Annotated in this window: 21 protein-coding genes and 1 other annotated feature; of the genes, 12 read left to right on the forward strand and 9 right to left on the reverse strand. The window is 53.6% G+C overall.

The window, feature by feature from the left end:
• Window positions 1-98: 98 nt before the first annotated feature.
• The 5 genes from maa to acrA all read right to left on the reverse strand — a co-directional run bounded on the left by maa (window position 99) and on the right by acrA (window position 6,360).
• The gene (gene maa, locus N1249_RS05085; protein WP_259835031.1) at window positions 99-650 is read right to left on the reverse strand and encodes a maltose O-acetyltransferase; all 552 of its coding nucleotides are present in this window, start codon (window positions 648-650) and stop codon (window positions 99-101) included.
• Window positions 651-862: 212 nt separating this feature from the next.
• On the reverse strand, window positions 863-1,081 hold the full coding sequence (locus N1249_RS05090; protein ID WP_014069157.1) for an HHA domain-containing protein: 219 nt from the start codon (window positions 1,079-1,081) through the stop codon (window positions 863-865).
• Window positions 1,082-1,109: 28 nt separating this feature from the next.
• On the reverse strand, window positions 1,110-1,484 hold the full coding sequence (gene tomB / locus N1249_RS05095; RefSeq protein ID WP_008499288.1) for an Hha toxicity modulator TomB: 375 nt from the start codon (window positions 1,482-1,484) through the stop codon (window positions 1,110-1,112).
• 513 nt (window positions 1,485-1,997) lie between these two features.
• Window positions 1,998-5,144: a multidrug efflux RND transporter permease subunit AcrB gene (gene acrB / locus N1249_RS05100; protein ID WP_259835033.1), complete on the reverse strand. Its 3,147-nt coding sequence runs from the start codon at window positions 5,142-5,144 to the stop codon at window positions 1,998-2,000.
• A 22-nt stretch (window positions 5,145-5,166) separates the two neighbouring features.
• Window positions 5,167-6,360, reverse strand: a complete 1,194-nt coding sequence (acrA, locus tag N1249_RS05105) for a multidrug efflux RND transporter periplasmic adaptor subunit AcrA (RefSeq protein ID WP_259835034.1) — start codon at window positions 6,358-6,360, stop codon at window positions 5,167-5,169.
• 141 nt (window positions 6,361-6,501) lie between these two features.
• On the opposite strand from acrA, the gene acrR reads away from it, so the two are divergent.
• On the forward strand, window positions 6,502-7,155 hold the full coding sequence (acrR, locus tag N1249_RS05110) for a multidrug efflux transporter transcriptional repressor AcrR (RefSeq protein ID WP_259835035.1): 654 nt from the start codon (window positions 6,502-6,504) through the stop codon (window positions 7,153-7,155).
• A 114-nt stretch (window positions 7,156-7,269) separates the two neighbouring features.
• A complete protein-coding gene (gene mscK / locus N1249_RS05115; protein WP_259837996.1) occupies window positions 7,270-10,617 on the forward strand; it encodes a mechanosensitive channel MscK in 3,348 nt (1,115 codons plus the stop codon).
• Between the two features lie 463 nt (window positions 10,618-11,080).
• Here the strand turns inward: mscK and rsmS are convergent, their stop codons facing one another.
• Both rsmS and priC read right to left on the reverse strand, forming a co-directional pair.
• Entirely contained in the window at window positions 11,081-11,227 is a 147-nt protein-coding gene (gene rsmS / locus N1249_RS05120) for a pleiotropic regulatory protein RsmS (RefSeq protein WP_259835037.1), read from the reverse strand.
• 12 nt (window positions 11,228-11,239) lie between these two features.
• Window positions 11,240-11,767, reverse strand: a complete 528-nt coding sequence (priC, locus tag N1249_RS05125; RefSeq protein WP_259835039.1) for a primosomal replication protein N'' — start codon at window positions 11,765-11,767, stop codon at window positions 11,240-11,242.
• 50 nt (window positions 11,768-11,817) lie between these two features.
• On the opposite strand from priC, the gene N1249_RS05130 reads away from it, so the two are divergent.
• From N1249_RS05130 to N1249_RS05170, 9 genes are all read left to right on the forward strand, one after another.
• Window positions 11,818-12,195, forward strand: a complete 378-nt coding sequence (locus N1249_RS05130) for a DUF454 family protein (RefSeq protein WP_259835041.1) — start codon at window positions 11,818-11,820, stop codon at window positions 12,193-12,195.
• Between the two features lie 153 nt (window positions 12,196-12,348).
• Window positions 12,349-12,900 carry an adenine phosphoribosyltransferase gene (gene apt / locus N1249_RS05135; RefSeq protein WP_000127359.1) on the forward strand — a complete coding sequence of 184 codons (552 nt, stop codon included), beginning with the start codon at window positions 12,349-12,351 and terminating at the stop codon, window positions 12,898-12,900.
• 88 nt (window positions 12,901-12,988) lie between these two features.
• Window positions 12,989-14,917, forward strand: a complete 1,929-nt coding sequence (dnaX, locus tag N1249_RS05140; protein ID WP_259835043.1) for a DNA polymerase III subunit gamma/tau — start codon at window positions 12,989-12,991, stop codon at window positions 14,915-14,917.
• Window positions 14,247-14,311, forward strand: a sequence feature (DnaX frameshifting element). (Overlaps the previous gene by 65 nt.)
• 54 nt (window positions 14,918-14,971) lie before the next feature.
• On the forward strand, window positions 14,972-15,304 hold the full coding sequence (locus N1249_RS05145; protein WP_003858972.1) for a YbaB/EbfC family nucleoid-associated protein: 333 nt from the start codon (window positions 14,972-14,974) through the stop codon (window positions 15,302-15,304).
• Window positions 15,304-15,909 carry a recombination mediator RecR gene (recR, locus tag N1249_RS05150; protein ID WP_166717271.1) on the forward strand — a complete coding sequence of 202 codons (606 nt, stop codon included), beginning with the start codon at window positions 15,304-15,306 and terminating at the stop codon, window positions 15,907-15,909. Before N1249_RS05145 ends, recR begins: the two co-directional genes overlap by 1 nt.
• A 110-nt stretch (window positions 15,910-16,019) precedes the next feature.
• Window positions 16,020-17,894: a molecular chaperone HtpG gene (gene htpG, locus N1249_RS05155; RefSeq protein WP_259835046.1), complete on the forward strand. Its 1,875-nt coding sequence runs from the start codon at window positions 16,020-16,022 to the stop codon at window positions 17,892-17,894.
• Window positions 17,895-18,088: 194 nt separating this feature from the next.
• Window positions 18,089-18,733 (forward strand): adenylate kinase, encoded by a 645-nt coding sequence (gene adk / locus N1249_RS05160; RefSeq protein ID WP_014069168.1) that lies wholly within the window; start codon window positions 18,089-18,091, stop codon window positions 18,731-18,733.
• Window positions 18,734-18,858: 125 nt separating this feature from the next.
• Window positions 18,859-19,821, forward strand: a complete 963-nt coding sequence (hemH, locus tag N1249_RS05165; protein WP_259835049.1) for a ferrochelatase — start codon at window positions 18,859-18,861, stop codon at window positions 19,819-19,821.
• A gap of 62 nt (window positions 19,822-19,883) precedes the next feature.
• Window positions 19,884-21,188: an inosine/guanosine kinase gene (locus N1249_RS05170; protein ID WP_259835051.1), complete on the forward strand. Its 1,305-nt coding sequence runs from the start codon at window positions 19,884-19,886 to the stop codon at window positions 21,186-21,188.
• 81 nt (window positions 21,189-21,269) lie between these two features.
• On the opposite strand, the gene ybaL is transcribed toward N1249_RS05170, so the two are convergent.
• Complete coding sequence (gene ybaL / locus N1249_RS05175; RefSeq protein WP_259835053.1) at window positions 21,270-22,946, reverse strand: YbaL family putative K(+) efflux transporter; 1,677 nt, start codon at window positions 22,944-22,946, stop codon at window positions 21,270-21,272.
• A gap of 232 nt (window positions 22,947-23,178) precedes the next feature.
• Window positions 23,179-24,399, reverse strand: coding sequence for an MFS transporter (locus N1249_RS05180; protein WP_166717274.1), 1,221 nt, complete (start codon window positions 24,397-24,399; stop codon window positions 23,179-23,181).
• A gap of 169 nt (window positions 24,400-24,568) precedes the next feature.
• Between N1249_RS05180 and ushA the strand changes: the two genes are divergently transcribed.
• Window positions 24,569-26,221, forward strand: a complete 1,653-nt coding sequence (ushA, locus tag N1249_RS05185; protein ID WP_217186277.1) for a bifunctional UDP-sugar hydrolase/5'-nucleotidase UshA — start codon at window positions 24,569-24,571, stop codon at window positions 26,219-26,221.
• Window positions 26,222-26,227 lie beyond the last annotated feature (6 nt).

Raw genomic sequence — 26,227 nt, forward strand, 5'->3', positions numbered from 1 at the left:
TTGAAAATACAGGGGATCTGCCTATTTTAGTGGAGCGGATAGGGTGAAAAAAGTAACAGTTATGCGGGGAAAGATCATAACAGTTACCCGACACACCCTTACAGCATTTTGATGATCTTGGCGGGATTACCACCGACGACCGCATTAGCGGGAACATCTTTTGTGACAACGGCCCCAGAAGCCACCACCACATTATCACCAATCGTCACGCCAGGGTTTATCACCGCACGTCCGCCGATCCAGACGTTATTACCGATGGTCACCGGTTTACCATACTCAACACCGCTGTTACGTTCGGTGGCATCCAGTGGATGTGTTGCCGTATAGATGTGAACGCCTGGCGCGAGCATACAGTTATCACCAATATGGATTGGGCAGACATCGAGCATCACGCAGTCAAAGTTAGCGTAAAATTCTTTACCGAGGTAGATATTGTAGCCGTAATCGCAGCGGAAACTTGGCTCAATATAGGCCCCTTCGCTTTGTCCCAGTAATTCCGCCAGGATCGACTGGCGTTCAGGTTTGTCGTCTGGCGACGTGTGGTTGTAACGATGAACCAGCTGGCGGGCACGCAAGCGATCGGCCCGTAATGTATCGTCACCGGGACGATAGTGTTCACCTGCAATCATTTTTTGCTTTTCTTCACTCATGGGAGCCTCACTGGAAAAATCGATCACCTACAGGGTAATGGTCATAAACCAGAATGGGAACGTTCCCGAAAACGGAGTGTGATTACAGTCACAACATTGTTGCGGATGAGCACATTTGTTAAGGGGGCCTGTCCGGCTCACAGGGTTAGCAATGCGAAAGGTGAATTCAGCTTAGAAAGTGGTGTTCAGTCTCAACGGTCAACAGTTCGTGATTAACGGACAAACTTCCATACAGAGGAAGGGATTTTGTCATACAACTTATTCATGGTGAGTTCTGCAAGACGGTGGTCAGCCGCTGAATAAAATACAGCCAGTTCATTATCAGAAAGCTCGTATTTATTTTTTTCAATAACACGTTCAAGCGTGTCTATTGACTGACAACGTCGCAAACGCAGCAAATAATCGATTTTGGTTAATGGTTTATCAGACATAAAATTCACCTTAGTCATTGTAATAATTTTAACAGGATAAACTAACAGGGTTCGCTCTGCTCACGTTGACGAAACAGCGGAATAGGCGGTTTCCCGATTTACGCCATTTTTGCAAATCCTGTGCGTTAATGCCGTAGCTGCTGAACAACATAAAGGTGTCATCCAGGTATTCGTCAATTTGCTCAATCAGTTTATTATCTTCATTGTACTTAATTTTATAATTAAGTGCGAAGGTCGCGATATGTTCTATCAACTCATTTAGCTGTAAATTGATGGCAGAGGTTGGATCATTCACCCAGCCGTGGTTACTTTCATCAAGATTGGCAAGGCAGTCATGGTACAAGGATTCGCAGAGAAATTTCAACTGCGCGATATCATGCCTTTTTGGCGAGTACTCGTCCATAGCGCATCCCCTTCTGAGTGATTTCTTACTCACCGAACATCATTGTCGGGATGGATACAACATACTTAGCCGCAACGTGCTGTGTTCCTGATAACTCTAACTATAAGCCACTCCTTTCAAGATTTCACCGCGCTATTACGAAAAATTACAATTAAAAAGCAGGTTTTCGAGCCTGCACGCAATAGCAAGGTTTATGTGTGGCATTTTTAACTTTATCAGCGCATGCTTTTAACCGGATCCTTATGATTCATCGGGTTAGCATTAACCTTCAAATGAAGTCCAGATTCAGACTTTCTTCACTTCCGTGTTCTTTATTAGGATTATTCCTAATAATCTAAGCGGAGAAATGAAATTAAAAAAACCATAAGCTCGTCGATTAAGTTAACGGTTAAATATGATATACCTTATTAAGATGGCAGAAAATAAATAATCCGACAATAAGCGTAATTTATGATTTTTAGTGTGAAATGAAAAAGGCCGCTAATGCGGCCTTTTTATCGGGTGAAACCGGTATCAGTGATGTTCTACTGAGTGACTATGCTCAACATCTTCATTCTTACGGCTGAAGCGGCGACGAACCACCACGAAGAACACCGGTACGAAGAAGATAGCGAGAACGGTGGCGGTGACCATACCGCCCATTACACCTGTACCTACTGCGTTCTGCGCGCCGGAGCCAGCACCAGAGCTGATAACCAGCGGCATAACGCCGAGGATAAACGCCAGTGACGTCATCAGGATTGGGCGTAGACGCATACGAACCGCGTCAAGCGTCGCTTCAATCAGGCCTTTACCTTCTTTCTCCATCAGATCTTTGGCGAATTCCACGATAAGTATCGCGTTCTTCGCCGACAAGCCAATGGTTGTCAGCAGGCCCACCTGGAAGTAAACGTCGTTAGTCAGACCACGGAACGTTGCGGCAAGCAGTGCGCCGATAACACCCAGTGGAACAACCAGCATAACGGAGAACGGAATCGACCAGCTCTCATAGAGCGCTGCCAGACACAAGAACACGACAATCAGTGAAATTGCGTACAGGGCAGGGGCCTGGTTACCGGACAGACGTTCCTGATAGGACATACCCGTCCAGTCATAGCCAATACCCGAAGGCAGCTTGCTGGCCAGTTGCTCCATCATTGCCATTGCTTCACCGGTACTCTTGCCTTCAGCAGCCTGACCGAGGATTTCCATCGATGGCAGACCGTTGTAACGCTCCAGACGCGGTGAACCGTATTCCCAGTGCGACGTAGAGAAGGCGGCGAACGGTACCATCTGGCCGTTAGTGCCGCGTACGTACCAGTTATTGATATCGTTCGGCAACATACGGTATTGCGCTTCAGACATAACGTACACTTTCTTCACACGACCACGGTCGATGAAGTCGTTGACGTAGCTTCCGCCCCAGGCAGCGCCCAGCGTGGTATTGATGTCACTGATAGAAACACCCAATGCCTGCGCTTTCTCCTGATCGATATCGACCTTGAACTGCGGCGTATCTTCCAGACCGTTCGGACGAACACCAACCAGCAGATCAGGGTGTTTAGCAATTTCACCAAACAGCTGGTTACGTGCCTGCGTCAGTTTTTCATGACCCAGACCCCCCTGGTCAATCAGCTGGAAGTCGAAGCCGGTAGCCGTACCCAGTTCAACGATCGCTGGCAGGTTAAAGGCGAAGACCATCGCATCTTTAATTTGCGAGAAGGTGCCCATCGCACGGCCGGTGATGGCTTCAACCTTGTTCTCTTTGCCCGGACGATCTGCCCAGTCTTTCAGAGAAACGAAGGCGATACCGGTGTTCTGACCGCGACCTGCAAAGCCAAAGCCGTTAACCGCAAACACGGATTCAACGTTGTCTTTCTCTTTGGTGAGGTAGTAATCGGTCACTTCATCCAGCACTTTCTGGGTACGCTCTTGCGATGCACCTGCCGGAAGCTGCGCCATTGTCAGGAACACGCCCTGGTCTTCGTCTGGGAGGAACGAGCTTGGCAGACGAACAAACAGGTAAGCCATGCCCACCACGATGATGATATACAGCACCAGGTAACGACCGGTACTGCGCAGGATGTTACCTACGCTGTCGGTGTAGTGGTGCGTGCTCTTATCAAACATGCGGTTAAACCAGCCGAAGAAGCCTTTATGTTCGCCATGGCCGCCTTTCTGAACAGGCTTCAGCATGGTGGCACACAGGGCAGGTGTCAGAATCAACGCCACCAGGACTGACAGCGCCATCGCCGAAACGATGGTGATGGAGAACTGACGGTAAATCGCACCGGTAGACCCGCCAAAGAAGGCCATCGGGATAAATACCGCAGACAGCACCATTGCGATACCGACCAGCGCGCCCTGGATCTGCCCCATCGATTTACGGGTGGCTTCTTTCGGTGGTAGCCCTTCTTCGGCCATCACACGCTCGACGTTTTCTACCACCACGATGGCGTCATCCACCAGCAAGCCGATGGCCAGCACCATCCCGAACATCGTCAGGGTGTTTATCGAGTAGCCGAATGCCGCAAGGATGGCAAATGTCCCCAACAGAACAACCGGTACGGCGATGGTTGGGATCAGCGTCGCACGGAAGTTTTGCAGGAACAGGTACATCACCAGGAATACCAGGATGATCGCCTCGACCAGCGTTTTAACCACTTCGTGAATCGAGATTTTTACAAACGGCGTGGTGTCATACGGGTAAACAATTTTCAGACCTGACGGGAAGTACGGCTCCATCTTCTTCAGTTCTGCACGGATAGCTGTCGCCGTGTCCAGGGCGTTTGCACCGGTGGCCAGTTTAATACCCAGACCCGAAGCCGGTTTGCCGTTAAACTTCGCCACGATGTCGTAGTTTTCACCACCCAGTTCGACTTTCGCTACGTCACGCAGGCGTACCTGTGAACCGTCCTGATTCACTTTCAGCAGAATTTTGCTGAATTCTTCCGCTGAGGTCAGACGCGTTTGCGCGATGATGGATGCGTTAAGTTGCTGGCCTTTCACCGGTGGCGTACCACCTAACTGACCGGCTGCAACCTGGGCGTTCTGCGCTTTAATGGCGCTGATCACGTCGACAGGCGTTAACTGGAAGTTATTCAGTTTATTCGGGTCCATCCAGATACGCATCGCGTACTGAGAACCGAACAGCTGAACGTCACCCACACCAGAAGTACGGCTGATAGCATCCTTCATGTTGGCGCCCACGTAGTCGGAGATATCCTCCTGGGTCATGGTGCCGTTGGTGTTGATAACGCCGACAACCATCAGGAAGCTACTGGACGATTTCTCGACGCTCACACCCTGTTGTTGTACTTCCTGTGGCAGCAGCGGCATTGCCAGCTGCAATTTGTTCTGTACCTGAACCTGGGCGATATCCGCATCAGTACCTGACTGGAAGGTCAGGGTGATTTGAACCGTACCGGTTGAGTCACTGTTTGAGGACATGTACATCAGGTTATCGATACCGTTCATGTTCTGTTCGATAACCTGAGTCACGGTGTCCTGCACCGTTTTGGCATCAGCCCCAGGATAGGTCGCGGTGATTGAAACGGCTGGTGGCGCAATCGTTGGATATTGCGCGACCGGCAGCTTCAGGATCGCCAGACCCCCTGCAAGCATGATGATAATGGCAATCACCCACGCAAATATGGGGCGATCGATAAAGAAATTAGGCATGTCTTAACGGCTCCTGTTTAAGTTAAGACTTGGTTTGTTCTGACTGACCGTCGGCTGCGGCTTTTTGTTGAGTGTCAGAAGCGACTTCCTGTGCTTTTACCTGTGCGCCAGGACGTACTTTTTGCAAACCAGTGACAATCACGCGATCGCCATCTTTCAGACCTTCCGTTACCAGCCATTTGTCGCCAATCGCCTGCGTTGCAGTGATATTGCGCGTTTCGACTTTGTCATCTGCACCCACAACCAGCGCGCTCGCATCGCCACGTGGCGTACGGGTCACACCCTGCTGCGGAACCAGAATAGCGGTTGGGTTGGTCCCTTCTTCCAGACGTGCGCGAACAAACATACCCGGTAAGAGGGTGTGGTCAGGGTTCGGGAAAATGGCACGCAGGGTGATAGAACCGGTGGTCTGATCAACGGTGACGTCGGAAAACTCAAGTGTACCCGCCTGCGGGAATTTAACGCCGTCACTGGTGACCAGCTCTACTTTCGCCTTACCGTTTTCCTGTTTCAGCGTACCGTTTGCCAGCTCTTGTTTCAGACGCAGGAAATCGTTGCTGGATTGGGTAACGTCAACGTAGATAGGATCAAGCTGCTGCACGGTGGCCAGCGCAGTAGTTTGTCCATTCTGGACCAGCGCGCCTTCCGTGACGGAAGACTTACCAATACGACCACTGATAGGAGAGGTCACTTTGGTATACGCCAGGTTGATACGTGCAGTTTCAACGGCAGCTTTAGCCGCGACGACGGCTGCATTGGTCTGTTGTGCATCGGCCAGGGCAGTATCGTAATCCTGTTGACTAATGTACTGAGTACCAAGCAGTTTTTTGTAACGATTCAGCGTCAGCTGCGAAATTTTCGCTGCGGCTTCGGCTTTCGCCAGATCGCCTTTCGCGCTTTCATATGCGGCCTGATAGGTTGCTGGATCAATCTGATACAGAGAAACGCCGGCTTCAACGTCACCACCTTCGGTGAAGTTACGTTTCAGGATGATACCGCTCACCTGAGGACGAACTTCGGCAACGCGGTAAGCGTTGGTACGACCGGGTAATTCTGTTGTTATCTGGAGAGGTTCGGACTTGAGCGTCACCACACCCACTTCTGGTGTCTGATGAGCGCCTTGTTGAGCCTGTTTCTCGTCACATCCTGTTAGCGCTAAGCTGCCTGAGAGCATCAGAACGACCGCCAGAGGCGTTAACCCTCTGTTTTTGTTCATATGTAAACCTCGAGTGTCCGATTTCAAATTGATCAAGGGTCCTGAGTCTAAAAACCCATTGCTGCGTTTATATTATCGTCATGCTATGGTACATACATTCATAAATGTATGTAAATCTGACTCCTGTAAATTCACTGACGCATGGCACGAAAAACCAAACAACAAGCGCTTGAAACTCGTCAACACATACTTGATGTGGCTATGCGTTTGTTCTCTCAGCAAGGTGTGTCTTCAACCTCACTGGCTCAGATTGCTCAGGCCGCTGGGGTGACGCGGGGAGCGATTTACTGGCATTTTAAAGACAAGTCAGATCTGTTTAGTGAAATCTGGGAGCTTTCAGAATCCAGTATTAGTGATCTAGAGACTGAGTATCGGGCAAAATTCCCCGACGATCCACTCTCAGTATTGAGAGAAATTTTAGTATATATCCTTGAAGCAACAGTCGTTGAAGAACGCCGCCGGTTAATGATGGAAATTATCTTCCACAAATGCGAGTTCGTTGGCGAAATGGCGGTTGTCCAGCAGGCGCAACGAAGTCTGAGTCTGGAAAGCTATGACCGTATAGAATATACGCTAAATCAATGTATTCAGGCAAAAATGTTACCTGCCAATTTACTGACCCGCCGGGCAGCCATCCTGATGCGCGCCTATATTTCGGGCCTGATGGAAAACTGGCTTTTCTCTCCCCAGTCATTTGATTTGAAAAAAGAAGCGCGCGACTACGTCGCGATTTTCCTGGAGATGTGCCAGCTTAGCCCAACGCTTCGCGGCGAAACAACGTCCCTGCCAGCTTAAGTCGTTCCAGGATTTCTCCCAGAGGTTACGGTTCGCGCTATTCTGCAAAACGCGGGCGTGATATCCTGCATGCCGGACTATTTTCGGTCATTCTCACATATCACATTCATGACTATGCTGCATTACAATCGCTCGCAACACTCTGTTTTTGCATTTATTTTTGTCATGCTGTTTTTCTTTGCGGCAACACCGGCTTCCTATGCTCGCGCAGATAACACCAATGACGTTCCCACGCGTGCCGATGTTCAGTCGCAACTCGATACCCTGAACAAGCAAAAAGATCTATCGCCACAAGACAAACTCGTCCAGCAGGATTTAACCGAAACGCTGGAAACGCTTGATAAAATTGAGCGCGTGAAAGCAGAAACAACCCAGCTTCGCCAGAAGGTTGCCCAGGCGCCGGACAATATGCGCAAGGCAACTGAGGCGTTGAATGCGTTAAGCGACGTTGATAACGATGATGAAACCCGCAAAACGCTCTCGACGCTGTCGCTGCGTCAGCTGGAGTCTCGCGTAGCGGAGCTGCTGGACGACCTGCAAACCGGTCAGTCCGACCTGGCCACTTACAATAGCCAACTGGTGTCGCTGCAAACCCAGCCAGAGCGCGTGCAAAACGCGATGTATTCGGCATCCCAACAGCTACAGCAAATCCGCAACCGTCTGAATGGCACCACCGTTGGGGAAGGGGCATTACGTCCTACCCAGCAGACGCTGCTGCTGTGCCAGCAATCGCTTCTTAACGCGCAAATCGAACAGCAACGTAAGAGTCTGGAAGGCAATACTGTCTTGCAGGATACGCTGCAAAAACAACGCGATTACGTCACTGCAAACATTAATCGTCTTGAGCACCAGCTTCAGCTGTTGCAGGAGGCGGTCAACAGCAAGCGCCTGACGCTCACGGAAAAAACCGCGCAGGAGGCCGTTTCGCCAGACGAGACGGCCCGTATTCAGGCCAACCCGCTGGTTAAACAGGAGCTGGAGGTTAACCATCAGCTCAGCCAGCGCCTGATTCAGGCGACCGAAAGCGGCAACTCGCTGGTTCAGCAAAACATTAAAGTGAAAAACTGGCTGGACCGTGCGCTCCAGGCAGAACGCAATATTAAAGAGCAGATTGCCGTACTGAAAGGTAGCCTGTTGTTGTCACGCATTTTGTACCAGCAACAGCAGACGCTGCCGTCCGCGGATGAGCTGGAAGACATGACCAACCGCATTGCCGATTTGCGTCTGGAACAATTTGACGTAAACCAGCAGCGCGACACGCTTTTCCAGAGCGATGCCTTTGTTGCCAAAGTGGAGGAGGGCCACTCCAGTGAAGTGAACCCTGAGGTTCACGATGCGCTGTTGCAGGTGGTGGATATGCGCCGCGAGCTGCTTGACCAGCTCAACAAGCAGCTTGGTAACCAGCTGATGATGGCGATTAACCTGCAAATCAATCAGCAGCAGTTAGTCAGCGTCTCTAAAAATCTTCAGGAGATCCTGACTCAGCAAATTTTCTGGGTAAACAGCAACAAGCCGATGGACTGGGACTGGATTAAATCCTTCCCGGAAACGCTGAAAACGCAGATCAAGAGCATGAAAATCACCGTGAACTGGGAGAAAGCCTGGCCTGCGGTGATGATTGCCTTCCTGGCCGGTTTGCCGTTACTGCTGATTGCAGGGTTGATTCGCTGGCGTCTTGGCTGGCTGAAAAAATACCAGGCGAAGCTGGCTCAGGAAGTGGGGCAACTGCGCAACGACAGTCAGCTTCATACGCCAAAAGCGATCCTGATTGACCTGATCCGCGCCCTGCCGGTCTGCCTGTTAATTCTGGCGGCCGGGCTGATCCTGCTCACCATGCAGCTCAATATCAGCGATTTGCTGTGGGCATTCAGTAAAAAACTGGCGCTGTTCTGGCTGGTGTTTGGCGTGTGCTGGAAAGTGCTGGAAAAAGACGGCGTTGCCGTGCGCCACTTCAACATGCCTGAGAAACTGACCAGCCACTGGCGTCGTCAGATTGTGCGTATCAGCCTGGCGCTCTTACCATTGCACTTCTGGTCGGTGGTGTCTGAGCTTTCTCCGCTGCATCTGATGGATGACGTACTGGGCCAGCTGGTTATTCTGCTGAACCTGCTGCTGATTGCCGTTCTGATGTGGCCGATGTGCCGTGACAGCTGGCGTGATAAAGAGTCCCACAATATTCGTCTGGTCACCGTGACGGTACTGGCGATTATCCCACTGGCGCTGATGGTGCTGACCGCAACAGGCTATTTCTATACCACGCTGCGTCTTTCCGGGCGCTGGATTGAAACCGTTTATCTGGTGATCGTCTGGAACCTGCTGTATCAGACGGTACTGCGTGGTCTGAGCGTGGCGGCTCGCCGTATCGCTTATCGCCGTGCGATTGCACGTCGTCAGCATCAGGTGAAAGAGGGGGCCGAAGGCGCAGAACCGCAGGAAGAGCCAACCATTGCCCTGGAGCAGGTGAACCAGCAGACGCTGCGTATCACCATGCTGGTTATGGTGTCGCTGTTCGGGGTGATGTTCTGGGCTATCTGGTCTGATTTAATCACCGTATTTGCGTATCTCGACAGTATCACCCTCTGGCAGTACAGCGGTACTGAAGCCGGAGCGACGGTGATGAAAAGCGTCACAATGGGCAGCCTGCTCTTTGCGCTGGTGTCGTCGATGGTCGCCTGGGCGCTGATCCGAAACTTACCGGGGCTGCTTGAAGTGCTGGTGCTGTCGCGACTCAAGCTGCGTCAGGGGGCATCGTATGCCATTACCACAATCCTGAACTACGTGATCATTATTGTCGGCGCGATGACGGTCTTTGGCTCGCTTGGCGTGTCGTGGGACAAACTGCAATGGCTGGCCGCGGCACTCTCGGTTGGTCTGGGTTTTGGTTTGCAGGAGATCTTCGGTAACTTCGTCTCTGGTCTGATTATCCTGTTCGAACGCCCGGTGCGTATTGGCGACACCGTGACCATCGGGACCTTCTCCGGGACGGTCAGTAAGATCCGTATTCGTGCCACCACAATCACTGACTTCGATCGTAAAGAGGTGATCATCCCGAACAAAGCGTTCGTGACCGAGCGCCTGATTAACTGGTCGCTCTCCGACACGGTAACCCGCGTGGTGATCCGCCTGGGCGTGGCGTATGGATCGGATCTGGATAAAGTGAAAGAGGTTCTGCTTAAGGCGGCATCCGAACACCCGAAAGTGATGCACGATCCGGCACCGTCAGTATTCTTCACCACCTTTGGCCCGAGCACGCTGGATCACGAACTGCGCTTATACGTGCGTGAACTGCGCGATCGCAGCTACACCGTGGATGAGCTGAACCGCTCTATCGATCGTCTGTGTCGTGAAAACGACATCAATATCGCCTTCAATCAGCTTGAGGTTCACCTGCGTAATGAAAAAGGTGACGAGCATACGGAAGTGAAGCGCGAGATTAAGGGTGACGATCCTACTCCGGCTTAACGCCTGCGGATGTTTTCCCCCTCGCCATCAGGGCTGAGGGAACCCCACAAAAAATACGAGCACGGACGGCTCCCTCTCCTCTTTGGGGAGAGGGTTGGGGTGAGGGGAAACATACGGCTGTGGTGGTCATTCCGTTCACTGTATGTTCCTTGCTACTCTGTCACCACAATACCCGTGAACGTGCCAGGGTAGCTCACCGCCGCTACCCTGGCGACCCGGGCTCCCGGCAAGAAAATCGCCGCTTCGCGGTACCCTCAGCTTATTCCTTTCGGCTTTCGGGTCGGGCGCGATGCAGCGTCCATGCAAGTCGCGCCCTCTCGGCGCATCCATGCGCCTCGCCCCGGCCTACAGGAAACGCTTCGGCGATTTTCGGCCGGACCATGGCGCCGCTGTAAGCCTTTTATTTCAATGGCGTTATTTCATCGCGGAATAAAGACAAAAATTACTGGGGAACCTTTTCCCCTCAGGGTGAGGGTAATTTTCCCTCAAAATCCTTCTTCACAATCTCCAGCGCTTTCAGCACCGTTTCTACCGGGATCGCGTGATTCTCCAGCAGCATAATCAAGTCAACGGCCAGTTTGACCTCGTCGGGGGCATTTTCCAGTGACATTCGCGGCTCCTTTTAGCGGGTCAGACGTTCTATAACACGTTCAATCTCATCCAGCGCCTGACGGCAGCGGACAAGGCGTCCTTCCAGGGCGGTTATTTCTCGCATCAATAATTGCTGCTCTTCCAGCGTTTCACTGTTGTTCAGGCGCGTTTCGCGCTCGCGCTTCATCTCAAACAGGCGGCGTTCAAATTCCTGGTTCTCCAGTCGCTTGCGCTGCCATTTGCCCGCACCCGATGAAGCACTGTCCCACATACGCAGCGGCCAGGCCGCAATTTCACGGTGCAGGGCGGTTATCTGTTCGGTAAGGTGCTCCGCAAGCCAGGCCACCTGTTCGGCGTGCTCGCTCTGAACCGCGTGGCGCAACTCATCGAGATTCGCCTGCGCCTCATCAAGATAATCCTTTATCAAGGTGCTTCGGGTGCGAAAAAGCTGCCGATCAAAGCGCGGTTTCAGCGTTGCATGTCCCATCAGCGGCGTGGCCTGCTCACGCAGGAGCGCCATCTGATTTTGCAGCGTATTCAGAAGCAAGGCTGTTTTCAATGCGCTCTCCAGTGGTAAAGTAGCCGTTAAGTTTGATAACGATTCGCATTATGAAGCGTACTATTCTAATCATCATTGGCTGGCTCGCGGTAGTACTTGGCACACTGGGCGTCGTTTTGCCGCTCCTGCCAACCACGCCCTTTATTCTGCTGGCGGCCTGGTGCTTCGCCCGCTCTTCGCCGCGCTTTCACCACTGGCTGCTGTATCGCTCATGGTTTGGCGGTTATCTGCGCCACTGGCAGAAATACCGTGCAATGCCGCCTGGCGCTAAGCCACGGGCGATTGCCGTTATTCTGTTAACCTTCGCTATTTCATTATGGCTGGTGAAAATGATGTGGGTACGTCTTCTGCTGCTGGTGATCCTGAGTTGCCTGCTTATCTTTATGTGGCGGATCCCGGTGGTTGATGAAAAGCAACAAAAGCACTGACGCCTTATAATGTCTGTTGCAATTATCTTGCGTAGCCAGTAAATTCGACCGTTTTCGAGCACAGGTACGCCTGGTTAAAGGTTAAACAATTGTTACCTTTGCCAACCTCTTACGCGCACTGTGAGTAACACTGTTTTATTTAGGCACAAACCGATGACCGCAACTGCACAGCAGCTTGAATATCTGAAAAACAGCATCAAAAGCATCCAGGATTACCCAAAGCCTGGCATTCTTTTCCGTGATGTCACCAGCTTGCTGGAAGACCCGAAAGCGTACGCGCTCAGCATTGAACTGCTGGTTGAGCGTTATAAGAACGCCGGGATCACCAAAGTAGTAGGTACTGAAGCCCGTGGCTTCCTGTTCGGCGCACCGGTTGCGCTGGCAATGGGCGTGGGTTTTGTGCCGGTGCGTAAGCCGCGCAAGCTGCCGCGTGAAACCATTGCTGAGAGCTACGAGCTGGAGTACGGCACCGATCAGCTGGAAATCCACGTGGATGCCATCAAGCCAGGCGACAAAGTGCTGGTGGTGGACGATCTGCTGGCGACTGGCGGCACGATTGAAGCGACCGTGAAGTTGATCCGCCGTCTGGGTGGTGAAGTGACTGACGCCGCATTCATCATCAACCTGTTCGATCTGGGCGGCGAGCAGCGCCTGGAAAAACAAGGTATTACCAGCTACAGCCTGGTACCATTCCCGGGTCATTGATCCCGATAGTCACAACCTCGCTCAATGGGTGAGGTTGTGATAGCATTCCCCTCCATAAATTCACCTTCCAGCGTTGCAGAGCCTGCCCATGAGTTATCAGGTGTTAGCCCGTAAATGGCGACCACAAACCTTTGCTGACGTTGTCGGTCAGGAACATGTGCTGACGGCCCTGGCGAACGGCTTGTCGCTAGGTCGCATCCATCACGCCTATCTTTTCTCCGGCACCCGTGGCGTCGGTAAAACCTCTATTGCCCGTTTGCTGGCAAAAGGTCTGAACTGCGAAACCGGGATCACCGCCACGCCTTGCGGTGTGTGTGATAACTGCCGCGAAATCGAGCAAGGCCGTTTTGTCGATCTGATTGAGATTGATGCCGCCTCGCGCACCAAAGTCGAAGATACCCGCGATCTGCTGGATAACGTCCAGTACGCACCGGCGCGCGGGCGCTTTAAGGTCTACCTGATCGATGAAGTGCACATGCTGTCGCGCCACAGTTTCAACGCCCTGCTGAAAACGCTGGAAGAGCCGCCTGCGCATGTGAAATTCCTGCTGGCGACCACCGATCCGCAAAAGCTGCCGGTGACGATTTTGTCACGCTGCCTGCAATTCCATCTTAAAGCGCTGGACGTTGAACAGATCCGCGCTCAGCTTGAGCGCATTCTCGATGAAGAGAAGATTGTCCATGAACCGCGTGCCCTGCAACTGCTGGCGCGCGCGGCTGACGGTAGCCTTCGCGATGCATTAAGCCTTACCGATCAGGCCATCGCCAGCGGCGACGGTAAACTCTCGACCGATGCGGTCAGCACCATGCTCGGCACGCTGGACGATGACCAGGCGCTGTCGCTGATTGAAGCGATGATCGCCGCCAACGGCGAACGTGTGATGTCGCTGGTCAACGCGGCGGCGGCGCGCGGTGTTGATTGGGAAGGGCTGCTGGTTGAAATGCTCAGTCTTTTGCACCGTGTGGCGATGCTGCAACTTTCTCCATCGGCCATTGGTGCCGATATGGCGGTGATAGAGCAGCGGATGCGTGAACTTGCCCGCACCGTGCCGCCAACCGATGTGCAGTTGTACTATCAGACGCTGCTGATTGGCCGCAAAGAGTTACCGTTTGCACCCGACCGCCGCATGGGCGTTGAGATGACCCTGCTGCGCGCGCTGGCGTTCCACCCGCGAATGCCGCTACCGGAGCCGGAAGCCCCGCAACACTCTTTTGCCCCGGTCGCGCCCACGGCAGTAATGTCGCCACAGCAGGTGCCGCCGCAACCGACACCGCCGCCACAGCAAAATGTGCCGCTGTCGGATGCCACCAGTTCGGTGCTTGCCGCACGAAGCCAGTTGCAACGTGCGCAGGGAGCAACCAAACCAAAAAAGAGTGAACCGGCAGCGCCAGGCAGAGCGCGGCCGGTAAATAACGCCGCGCTTGAACGACTGGCTTCGGTAACGGAGCGCGTGCAGTCGCGCCCCGCGCCGTCCGCGCTTGAGCAAAAAGCCCCGGTGAAGGAAGAGGCTTACCGCTGGAAAGCGACCACGATTATCGAAACGGTAAAAGAAGAGGTCGCCACCCCGAAAGCGCTGAAAAAGGCGCTGGAACATGAAAAAACGCCGGAGCTGGCCGCGAAGCTGGCCGAAGAGTCTGTTGAGCGCGATGCCTGGGCCGCAGAAGTCAGCAAATTACAGCTGCCGAAGCTGGTGGAGCAGGTGGCGCTTAATGCCTGGAAAGAGCAGGACGGCAATCAGGTTCGCCTGCATCTGCGTCCTGGGCAGCGGCACCTGAATTCCCCGGGTGCGCAAAAAGCGCTGGCTGAGGCGCTCGCCACATTACAGGGTTCGCCGGTTGAATTGACTATCATTGAAGATGATAATCCGGCGGTGAGAACGCCACTGGAGTGGCGACAGGCTATTTATGAAGAGAAGCTCGCGCAGGCGCGTGAGTCGATTATTGCGGATAACAACATCCAGACCCTGCGCCGGTTCTTCGACGCGGACCTGGATGAAGAGAGTATTCGCCCCATTTGATCGTGAGTCTGACTTACGGTTGTAATCATTAAACGTGAAAGAAGAGAGAAGCCTATGTTTGGTGGTAAAGGCGGTCTGGGTGGCCTGATGAAGCAGGCTCAGCAGATGCAGGAAAAAATGCAGAAGATGCAGGAAGAGATCGCTCAGCTGGAAGTCACGGGCGAATCTGGCGCGGGTCTGGTCAAAGTGACCATCAACGGTGCGCACAACTGCCGCCGCGTTGAAATCGATCCAAGCCTGCTCGAAGACGACAAAGAGATGCTGGAAGATCTGGTTGCTGCCGCGTTCAACGATGCTGCTCGCCGTATCGACGAAACTCAGAAAGAGAAAATGGCCTCTGTCTCCAGCGGTATGCAACTGCCGCCGGGCTTCAAGATGCCATTCTGATGCAAACCAGTCCGCTGCTCACGCAGTTAATGGAAGCACTGCGTTGCCTGCCGGGCGTTGGCCCGAAGTCGGCGCAGCGCATGGCGTTCACGCTCTTGCAGCGCGACCGCAGCGGCGGGATGCGCCTGGCGCAGGCTTTGACCCGCGCCATGTCAGAAATTGGTCATTGTGCGGATTGCCGTACGTTTACCGAGCAGGACGTCTGTAACATCTGTTCGAACCCGCGTCGTCAGGAAAACGGTCAGATTTGCGTGGTGGAGAGTCCGGCGGACATCTACGCTATCGAACAAACCGGGCAGTTTTCGGGGCGCTATTTCGTGCTGATGGGGCATCTTTCTCCGCTGGACGGTATTGGCCCGGATGATATCGGTCTTGACCGCCTTGAACAGCGTCTTAAGTCCGAAACGATCAAAGAGGTGATCCTCGCCACCAACCCAACGGTGGAAGGGGAGGCAACGGCCAACTACATCGCCGAACTGTGCGCAGAGGCAGGCGTTGACGCCAGCCGTATCGCCCACGGCGTACCGGTTGGTGGCGAGCTGGAAATGGTCGATGGCACCACGCTGTCGCACTCTCTGGCCGGGCGTCACAAGATTATTTTCTGAACAAACGGAGGCTGCGTGCGTGGCCTCCGCTTGAAAACTCTCAGCTCTATCCCCATCTCTCACTCAACGTTTTAAAACCCCATTAAATGGCATTGTTGAGGTCGACTTAGATGAAAGGACAAGAAACCCGTGGTTTCCAGTCAGAAGTAAAACAGCTTCTGCATCTGATGATCCATTCCCTTTATTCCAATAAAGAAATCTTCCTGCGTGAGCTGATTTCCAACGCCTCCGATGCGGCGGACAAGCTGCGTTTCCGCGCGCTGTCTAACCCGGATCTGTATGAAGGCGATGGCGATCTGCGCGTGCGTGTCTCTTTTAATCAAGAGAACCGCACGCTGACCATCGCCGATAACGGCATTGGTATGACCCGTGATGAAGTCATTGACCATCTCGGCACCATCGCTAAATCAGGCACCAAAGCGTTCCTGCAATCCATGGGCTCAGACCAGGCTAAAGATAGCCAGCTGATTGGCCAGTTTGGTGTGGGCTTCTACTCTGCATTTATCGTGGCGGACAAAGTGACCGTACGCACCCGTGCTGCGGGTGAGAGCGCTGAAAACGGCGTGTTCTGGGAATCCCAGGGTGAAGGCGAGTACACCGTTGCGGATATCACCAAAGCGGATCGCGGGACTGAGATCACTCTGCATCTGCGTGAAGGCGAAGACGATTTCCTGAATGACTGGCGCGTACGCTCGATCATCAGCAAGTATTCCGACCATATTGCGCTGCCAGTAGAGATTGAAAAACAGGAAGAGAACGACGGCGAAACCGTAGTCTCCTGGGAGAAGATCAACAAGGCGCAGGCGCTGTGGACGCGCAACAAGTCTGAAATCAAAGACGAAGAATACAACGAATTCTACAAGCACATCGCCCACGACTTTACTGACCCGCTGACCTGGAGCCACAACCGCGTGGAAGGTAAGCAGGAGTACACCAGCCTGCTGTACATTCCGGCGCAGGCACCGTGGGACATGTGGAACCGCGATCACAAGCACGGCCTGAAGCTGTATGTCCAGCGCGTGTTCATCATGGATGAAGCCGAGCAGTTCATGCCGAACTACCTGCGCTTTACGCGCGGCCTGATCGACTCTAACGATCTGCCGCTGAACGTCTCCCGTGAAATCTTGCAGGACAGCACCGTCACCCGTAACCTGCGTAACGCGCTGACCAAACGTACGTTGCAGATGCTGGAAAAACTGGCGAAAGACGATGCTGAAAAATACCAGACTTTCTGGAAACAGTTCGGCCTGGTGCTGAAAGAAGGCCCGGCGGAAGATTCCGGCAATATCGAAGCCATTGCTAAGCTGCTGCGCTTTGCCTCCACGCATACTGACTCTTCAGCACAGACCGTGTCGCTGGAAGAGTACGTAGCGCGCATGAAGGAAGGGCAGGAGAAGATTTACTATATCACCGCCGACAGCTATGCCGCCGCGAAGAGCAGCCCGCACCTGGAGCTGCTGCGTAAGAAGGGCATCGAAGTACTGCTGCTTTCTGACCGCATCGATGAATGGATGATGAACTACCTGACCGAGTTCGACGGTAAATCCTTCCAGTCCGTTGCCAAAGCCGATGAATCCATCGACAAGCTGGCAGATGAAGTGGATGAAAGCGCGAAAGAAGCCGAAAAAGCGCTGGAGCCGTTCGTTGAGCGTGTGAAAACCCTGCTGGGTGACCGTGTGAAAGAGGTGCGTTTCACGCATCGTCTGACCGATACTCCGGCGATTGTCACCACCGATGCCGACGAAATGGGCACCCAGATGGCAAAACTGTTCGCTGCGGCGGGCCAGGCAATGCCAGAAGTGAAATATATCTTCGAGCTGAACCCGGATCACCCGCTGGTCAAACGTGCGGCAGACACCCAGGACGAAGCACGCTTTGCCGAGTGGGTTGAACTGCTGCTGGACCAGTCTCTGCTGGCCGAACGCGGCACGCTGGAAGATCCTAACCTCTTCATTAAACGTGTGAATGCGCTGCTGCTGGCGTAACTGACCACGCCTCCCCTGGTCTTCTCCCTCTTCCACAGGGAGAGGACCCGGGGGAGGGCATCAAATCGCACTAACCCAAATATTCTCCCTCATTAACCGTTTCAGCCGTCCCGCCTTCCTTGAGCCACGTCCGTTCTGGTGGTATTGTTTAGCGCTTTTGAAAAATTGAACCAACTTTTGAGGGGATTTTCGCAATGCGTATTATTCTGCTTGGCGCTCCGGGCGCGGGTAAAGGAACTCAGGCTCAGTTCATCATGGAGAAATACGGTATTCCGCAAATCTCCACCGGTGACATGCTGCGCGCCGCTGTTAAATCTGGCTCCGAGCTGGGTAAACAAGCGAAAGACATCATGGACGCAGGCAAACTGGTTACTGACGAACTGGTTATTGCTCTGGTGAAAGAGCGCATTGCTCAGGAAGACTGCCGTAACGGTTTCCTGCTGGACGGCTTCCCACGTACCATCCCACAAGCTGACGCCATGAAAGAAGCGGGCATCAACGTAGACTATGTTCTGGAGTTCGACGTGCCAGACGAGCTGATCGTTGACCGTATCGTGGGTCGTCGCGTACACGCTGCTTCTGGCCGCGTTTACCACATCAAATTCAACCCGCCTAAGGTTGAAGGTAAAGACGACGTGACCGGCGAAGAGCTGACCACCCGTAAAGACGATCAGGAAGAGACCGTGCGTAAGCGCCTGGTGGAATACCATCAGATGACCGCGCCGCTGATCGGCTACTACTCTAAAGAAGCGCAGGCGGGTAACACCAAATACGCGAAAGTCGACGGTACCCAGGCCGTTGCTGACGTTCGTGCAGAGCTGGAAAAAATCCTCGGCTAATTGCACTTTTCTCACCCGGGTTCTCCGGGTGAGAAATCTTCTCATTTTCCCTTTCGCTGTAATTGGTTCCGTTTAAACGCATTTCCGCTACAATTGACAACCATTCAAATGGTTAAGAGGCGTGAATGAGTCAGGCGAAAACCGGCATCCTGCTTGCCAATCTGGGCACTCCAGATGCACCCACTCCAGAAGCGGTAAAACGTTACCTGCGACAATTTCTGAGCGACACCCGCGTCGTGGATACCCCGAGACTGCTGTGGTGGCCGCTGTTGCGCGGAGCCATTCTGCCGATTCGTTCTCCGCGTGTCGCAAAACTCTACCAGTCCGTCTGGATGGAAGAAGGGTCGCCGCTGATGGTCTACAGTCGTCGCCAGGAGAAAGCCCTTGCGGCCCGTTTGCCGGATATGCCGGTGGCGCTGGGGATGAGCTACGGCAAACCTTCACTTACCAGTGCGGTTGATGAGCTGCTTTCACAGGGCGTTGATCACATCGTGGTGCTGGCGCTTTATCCGCAATACTCTTGCTCGACGGTTGCTGCTGTATGGGATGAACTGGCGCGTATTCTCGCCACTCGTCGCCGTATTCCGGGTATCACGTTCATTCGCGATTACGCTGATAACGCACTCTATATTAAAGCGCTGGCAAGCAGTGCCCGGGCATCGTTTGCAAAACACGGTGAGCCGGATGTGCTGTTGCTCTCTTACCACGGTATTCCTCAGCGCTATGCTGACGAAGGTGATGATTATCCTCAGCGCTGCCGCGATACCACGCGAGAGCTGGTTTCAGCGCTCGGGTTGCCACCGGAGAAGGTGATGATGACCTTCCAGTCGCGTTTTGGTCGCGAGCCGTGGCTCACGCCATATACTGATGAAACCCTGAAAATGCTGGGCGAGAAGGGCGTGAAACACGTTCAGGTGATGTCGCCGGGCTTTTCGGCAGATTGCCTGGAAACGCTGGAAGAGATCGCGGTGCAAAACCGGGAATTTTTCCTGGAGGCTGGTGGTACGAAATACGAGTACATTCCTGCACTTAACGACGATTCAGAGCATATCGATATGATGGTGTCGCTGGTGGCAAACAGCCGCTGATCGCGCTAAAGGCCGGGTTTGTGCTACCATTCCCGGCCCATATTCTTTGCATAGCTCACACCATGAAATTTCCCGGTAAACGTAAATCCAAACATTACTTCCCCGTCAATGCCCGCGATCCGCTGCTGCAACAAATTCAGCCGGTAAACGAAACCAGTGCTGCATGGGTGGTCGGTATCGATCAGACCCTGGTGGATATTGAAGCAAAAGTGGATGACGCGTTTGTCGAACGTTACGGTTTGAGTGCCGGGCATTCACTGGTGATTGAAGATGATGTGGCCGAAACGCTGTATCAGGAGCTGGTGCGTGAAAACCTGATCACCCACCAGTTTGCCGGTGGCACCATCGGCAACACCATGCACAACTATTCCGTGCTGGCCGATGACCGCTCCGTATTGCTGGGCGTGATGTGCAGCAATATCGAGATTGGCGGCTATGCCTACCGCTACCTGTGCAATACCTCCAGCCGTACCGATTTGAACTACCTCCAGGGTGTCGATGGCCCAATCGGTCGCTGCTTTACGCTTATCAGCGATTCCGGTGAGCGTACCTTTGCCATCAGCCCGGGCCACATGAACAAACTGCGCGCCGACAGCATCCCGGAAGAGGTGATTGCCGGCGCATCTGCGCTGGTACTGACTTCCTACCTGGTCCGCTGCAAGCCGGGTGAGCCAATGCCGGAAGCCACCATGAAGGCGATCGAGTACGCGAAGAAATATAACGTGCCGGTGGTACTGACGCTGGGTACCAAATTCGTGATTGCCGACAACCCGGAGTGGTGGCAGGCGTTCCTGAAAGAGCACGTCTCGATTCTGGCGATGAACGAAGAAGAGGCTGAAGCGTTAACGGGTGAGAGCGATCCTCTGCTGGCGTCGGACAAAGCGCTGGATTGGGTGGATCTGGTGCTCTGTACCGCCGGGCCGGTTGGGTTATATATGGCAGGCTTTACCGAAGAAGAGAGCAAGCGTAAAACCCAGCATCCTCTGCTGCCGGGTTCGATTGCCGAATTCAACCAGTACGAATTCAGCCGCGCTATGCGTCATAAAGATTGCCAGAACCCGTTGCGTATTTACTCGCACATCGCGCCGTATATGGGCGGGCCTGAGAAGATAATGAATACCAACGGCGCGGGCGACGGGGCGCTGGCCGCACTGCTGCATGACATCACCGCCAACGCGTACCACAAAACCAATGTACCGAACTCCAGCAAGCACAAGTTCAGCTGGCTGACCTATTCGTCGCTGGCGCAGGTGTGTAAGTACGCGAACCGCGTGAGTTATCAGGTACTGAACCAGCACTCCCCGCGCTTAACGCGTGGTCTGCCGGAACGGGAAGATAGCCTCGAAGAGGCGTACTGGGATCGTTAATCGTTAATAAAAAACCCCGGTGGCGCTACGCTTACCGGGGCTACTCGTAGGCCTGCTAAGCGCAGCGCCAGCAGGCATTTTTTAGCCCGTCACTGCCTCTTCAACCGGCGGCTTCTCCAGCAGCGTCAGCATCGTATTTGCAATCTCACGCTCACCCATCACCACCTGATTGGCACCACGCTCGGTAATGTACTCCACCTCGTCGTCATAATGGGCGCGGGCGATAATCTCAATATGGGGGCACTTCTCGCGGGCGGACGCCACAATCTCACCGGCTTCGTAGCCGTTCGGAATGGTCAGCAGCAGCCAGCGGGCGCAGTCCAGATGCGCCAGGTTCATAATCTCTTCATTGGCCGCATTGCCCAGCACCGCGCGAATGCCGCGCTCGCGCAGCTCATCAACGCGGGTTCGTGAGGTTTCAATCACCACCAGCGGCACACCCTGCGCCATCAGCTTTTCACCCAGCAGGCTGCCCACGCGGCCAAAGCCGACCAGCAGCGCGTGGTTGCAGATATCCACCGGGATTTGCTTCTCTTCTTCGATAGCCTCTTCCAGCGTCTGCTCTTCGAGCGTTTCGGTTTTATCGAGGTATTTCTCCAGCAGCGCGAACAGCACCGGGTTCAGCATGATGGACAAAATAGCCCCTGCCAGCACCAGGTTCTGCCCGGCCTGCGGCAGCAGGTTCAGCGCCATCCCCAGTCCGGCGAGGATGAAGGCGAACTCACCAATCTGTGCCAGGCTGGCGGCAATGGTCAGCGCCGTACGCGGCGAGTGGCCAAACATGCGCACCAGGAAGAAGGCGGCAACTGACTTACCAAAGATGATGATCGCCAGCGTACCCAGCACCGCCAGCGGCTGCTGGATCAGGACCAGCGGATCGAACAACATCCCGACGGAGACGAAGAACAGCACGGCGAATGCATCGCGCAGCGGCAGGGTATCGTGCGCGGCACGGTGGCTCAGCTCGGATTCGTTCAGCACCATCCCGGCGAAAAACGCGCCCAGTGCGAAGGAGACATCAAACAGCTCCACGGCGCCAAAGGCGATACCCAGCGCCAGGGCGAGCACTGAAAGAGTAAACAGCTCGCGGGAACCGGTCGCGGCGCTGCGGGACATGATCCAGGGGACAAGACGGCGACCCACCAGCATCATAATGGCGATAAACGCCACAACCTTACCGATGGTGATACTCATATCCAGCGCCAGAGACGCAAAGCCGACGTTATCTTTTTCCATCATCCCGGCAACGGCTGGCAGCAGAACCAGCGTCAGTACCATCACCAGGTCTTCAACAATCAGCCAGCCTATCGCGATTTGCCCGCGCTGGCTGTCTATCAACTGTCTCTCTTCAAGCGCGCGCAGCAACACCACGGTACTGGCGGTGGAAAGACACAGCCCAAACACGATGCCGGTCATCAGTGACCAGCCAAGTGCGGCCGAAAGCGCCATCCCCAGCAGCGTCGCTACCCCTATCTGGGCGATCGCTCCTGGTATGGCGATAGACTTTACTGCCATCAAATCCTTCAGTGAGAAATGCAGGCCAACACCAAACATCAGCAGGATCACGCCCAGTTCCGCCAGTTCTGGAGCCAGTTTGGTATCCGCCACAAAGCCCGGCGTAAAAGGACCCGCCAGGACACCCGCTAACAAATAGCCCACAAGAGGAGAAATACGCAGTTTATTGGCAATCATGCCAAGGATAAAAGCGAGCACAAGTCCACCAACAATGGTGGTGATTAGCGGTGTGGCGTGATGCATTCCGTCTCCTTTCGTGGTGGGGTGTTCCATTTTTGGCGAAAAACCAAAAAACCGAGTTACAGTTTATGACAATTTTTACCGAGATGTTTATGAATAATTGTTGAAGTTTGAATAAAACAGCAATAAGCGTGAAAAAAAGCAGATTTTGACAAATTCGGCGGGGAGAAGAAGAGGAAAGCCTTATGGCATCAGGGAGTTTGGCCGCCAAAGTAAAACTTTGACGGCCGATAAATTACGCTTTGTGACGGTTGTCAGGCAGGAATATGGTCAACATCCCCAAAAGTGGCAGGAAAGCACAGATTTTATAAACCAGGAAGATACTGGTGTGATCGGCAACCATCCCTAACACCGCGGCACCCAGGCCGCCCATACCGAAGGCGAAACCGAAAAATAGCCCGGAAACCATACCGATACGCCCCGGAAGAAGCTCCTGAGCGTAGACCAGAATGGCGGAAAACGCCGATGCCAGAATAAAACCAATGATGACGGTCAAAATTCCCGTCCATTCAAGGCTTGCGTACGGCAAAATGAGCGTAAAGGGGGCAACGCCGAGGATAGAGCCCCAAATGACATATTTACGCCCAATTTTATCGCCAACAGGCCCGCCAATTACCGTGCCTGCTGCTACCGCAAACAGGAATGCAAACAGGTGGAACTGCGCGTTTTGTACCGATAATCCGAACTTTTGCATCAGATAAAAGGTGTAATAGCTGCTGATGCTTGCCATATAGAAGTATTTCGAGAAAATCAGCACCAGCAGCACGCTAACTGCCAGAATAACCTTGTTGCGAGGCAGGGGATTGGTAACCTTTACTTTAGGTTTGCCCTTGTTCACCCGATGCTGAGCGGCGTACCAGCGGCTAATCTGCGCCAGCACAATAATCGCCAGCAGGGCGGCCAGGACAAACCATGCCACGTTGCCTTTGCCGTAAGGGGCAATGATCACCGCCGCCAGCAGTGGGCCGAGCGAACTGCCGAAGTTGCCGCCGACCTGGAAAAGAGACTGCGCCAGCCCGTGACGCCCGCCAGAGGCCATGCGCGCCACGCGGGAAGATTCCGGATGGAATACCGAAGAGCCGGTACCGACGAGCGCTGCGGCTATTAGCACCGCTTCAAAGCTGCCCGCCATCGCCAGCAATACCAGCCCGCTTAAGGTGAAGCACATGCCAATCGGCAATGACCACGGCATCGGGTATTTATCCGTCCAGTAACCCACCACCGGTTGCAGCAGAGATGAGGCCAGCTGGAAGGTCAGGGTGATCATCCCGATCTGTACGAAGGTTAATGAAAACTCAGACTGCAATAACGGGTAGATCGCCAGAATCAGAGACTGGATCATATCGTTGAGCAGATGAGAAAGACTGATTGCGCCTAAAACTTTAAAGGACGTGCGCGAGTGTGGCGGCGACGCCGGAGAGCCCGTAACGGGCTGGGTTGATTCACTGATTGCCATAGAGATGAATACCACGTCGTTTGTTATTAGAAATGCAGGGTGTAATTATTATCCAACTAACATACCCGTCTGCGACATTTGAAGAAAGTCGCAATTCTGAAAACTTATTTGTCTATTCTTGTTACTCATTGTAATTTTTGCGTTTGTCTATGGGTCAGGGAGAGAAGAGATGAAGTTAATGAAGCGTGGCGTGGCGCTGGCTCTGATCGCCGCATGGGGGCTGACAAGCCTGCCTGCACAGGCGTATGAGAAAGACAAAACCTACAAAATCACGATTCTGCATACCAACGATCACCACGGCCATTTCTGGCGCAGCGAATACGGCGAATATGGCCTTTCTGCCCAAAAAACGCTGGTGGATGGCATTCGCAAAGAGGTTGCAGCCGCAGGGGGCAGCGTGCTGTTGCTGTCTGGTGGCGATATCAATACCGGCGTGCCGGAATCCGATTTACAGGATGCAGAGCCCGATTTCCGCGGCATGAATTTAATTGGTTACGATGCGATGGCCGTGGGTAACCATGAGTTTGATAATCCGCTGACCGTTCTGCGCCAGCAGGAAAAATGGGCTAAATTCCCGTTCCTCTCGGCCAATATTTATCAGAAAAGTACCGGTGAGCGCCTGTTCAAACCGTGGGCGCTGTTTAAGCGTCAGGATCTGAAAATTGCGGTTATTGGTTTAACCACCGACGACACGGCGAAAATCGGCAACCCGGAATACTTCACCGATATCGAGTTCCGTAAACCGGCAGACGAAGCAAAGCTGGTGATTCAGGAACTCCAGCAGAATGAAAAGCCGGACGTGATTATCGCCACCACGCATATGGGGCACTACGATAATGGCGAGCATGGCTCCAATGCACCGGGTGATGTCGAGATGGCGCGCAGCCTGCCTGCGGGCTCTCTGGCAATGATTGTGGGTGGTCACTCACAAGATCCGGTGTGCATGGCGTCTGAGAATAAAAAACAGGTGGATTACGTGCCTGGCACACCGTGTGCGCCAGACCGCCAGAACGGTATCTGGATTGTTCAGGCTCACGAGTGGGGTAAATACGTCGGTCGTGCGGACTTTGAGTTCCGTAATGGCGAGATGAAACTGGTGCACTACCAGCTGATCCCGGTCAACCTGAAGAAGAAAGTCTCTTACCCGGACGGGAAAAGTGAGCGCGTACTTTACACCCCAGAAATTGCTGAAAACCAGCAGATGCTCTCTCTGCTGACGCCGTTCCAGAATAAAGGCAAAGCGCAGCTGGATGTGAAGATTGGCACGCTCAATGGCCGCCTGGAAGGTGACCGCAGCAAAGTCCGCTTCGTGCAGACCAACATGGGGCATCTGGTGCTGGCAGCGCAAATGGCACGTACCAGCGCAGACTTCGGCGTGATGAGCGGCGGCGGCATTCGTGACTCCATTGAGGGTGGGAATATCACCTATAAAGATGTGCTGAAGGTTCAGCCGTTTGGCAACGTGGTGGTGTATGCCGACATGAGCGGTAAAGAGGTTATCGACTACCTGACTGCCGTGGCGCAGATGAAACCCGATTCGGGAGCCTATCCGCAGTTTGCCAACGTCAGTTTTGTGGCAAAAGACGGTAAGCTCAACGATCTCAAAATCAAAGGTGAGCCGGTTGACCCTGCTAAAACCTACCGCATGGCAACACTGAGCTTTAACGCCACGGGCGGGGATGGCTATCCGCATATCGATAATAAACCGGGCTATGTGAATACCGGCTTTATTGATGCGGAAGTGCTTAAGCAGTTTATTCAGCAGAATTCGCCGATAGACGTGAACGCTTATGAGCCGAAAGGTGAGGTGAGCTGGCAGTAGCGTTGT

The organism is Enterobacter sp. CP102, assembly GCF_025152625.1.
GTDB classification, from domain to species: domain Bacteria; phylum Pseudomonadota; class Gammaproteobacteria; order Enterobacterales; family Enterobacteriaceae; genus Enterobacter; species Enterobacter soli.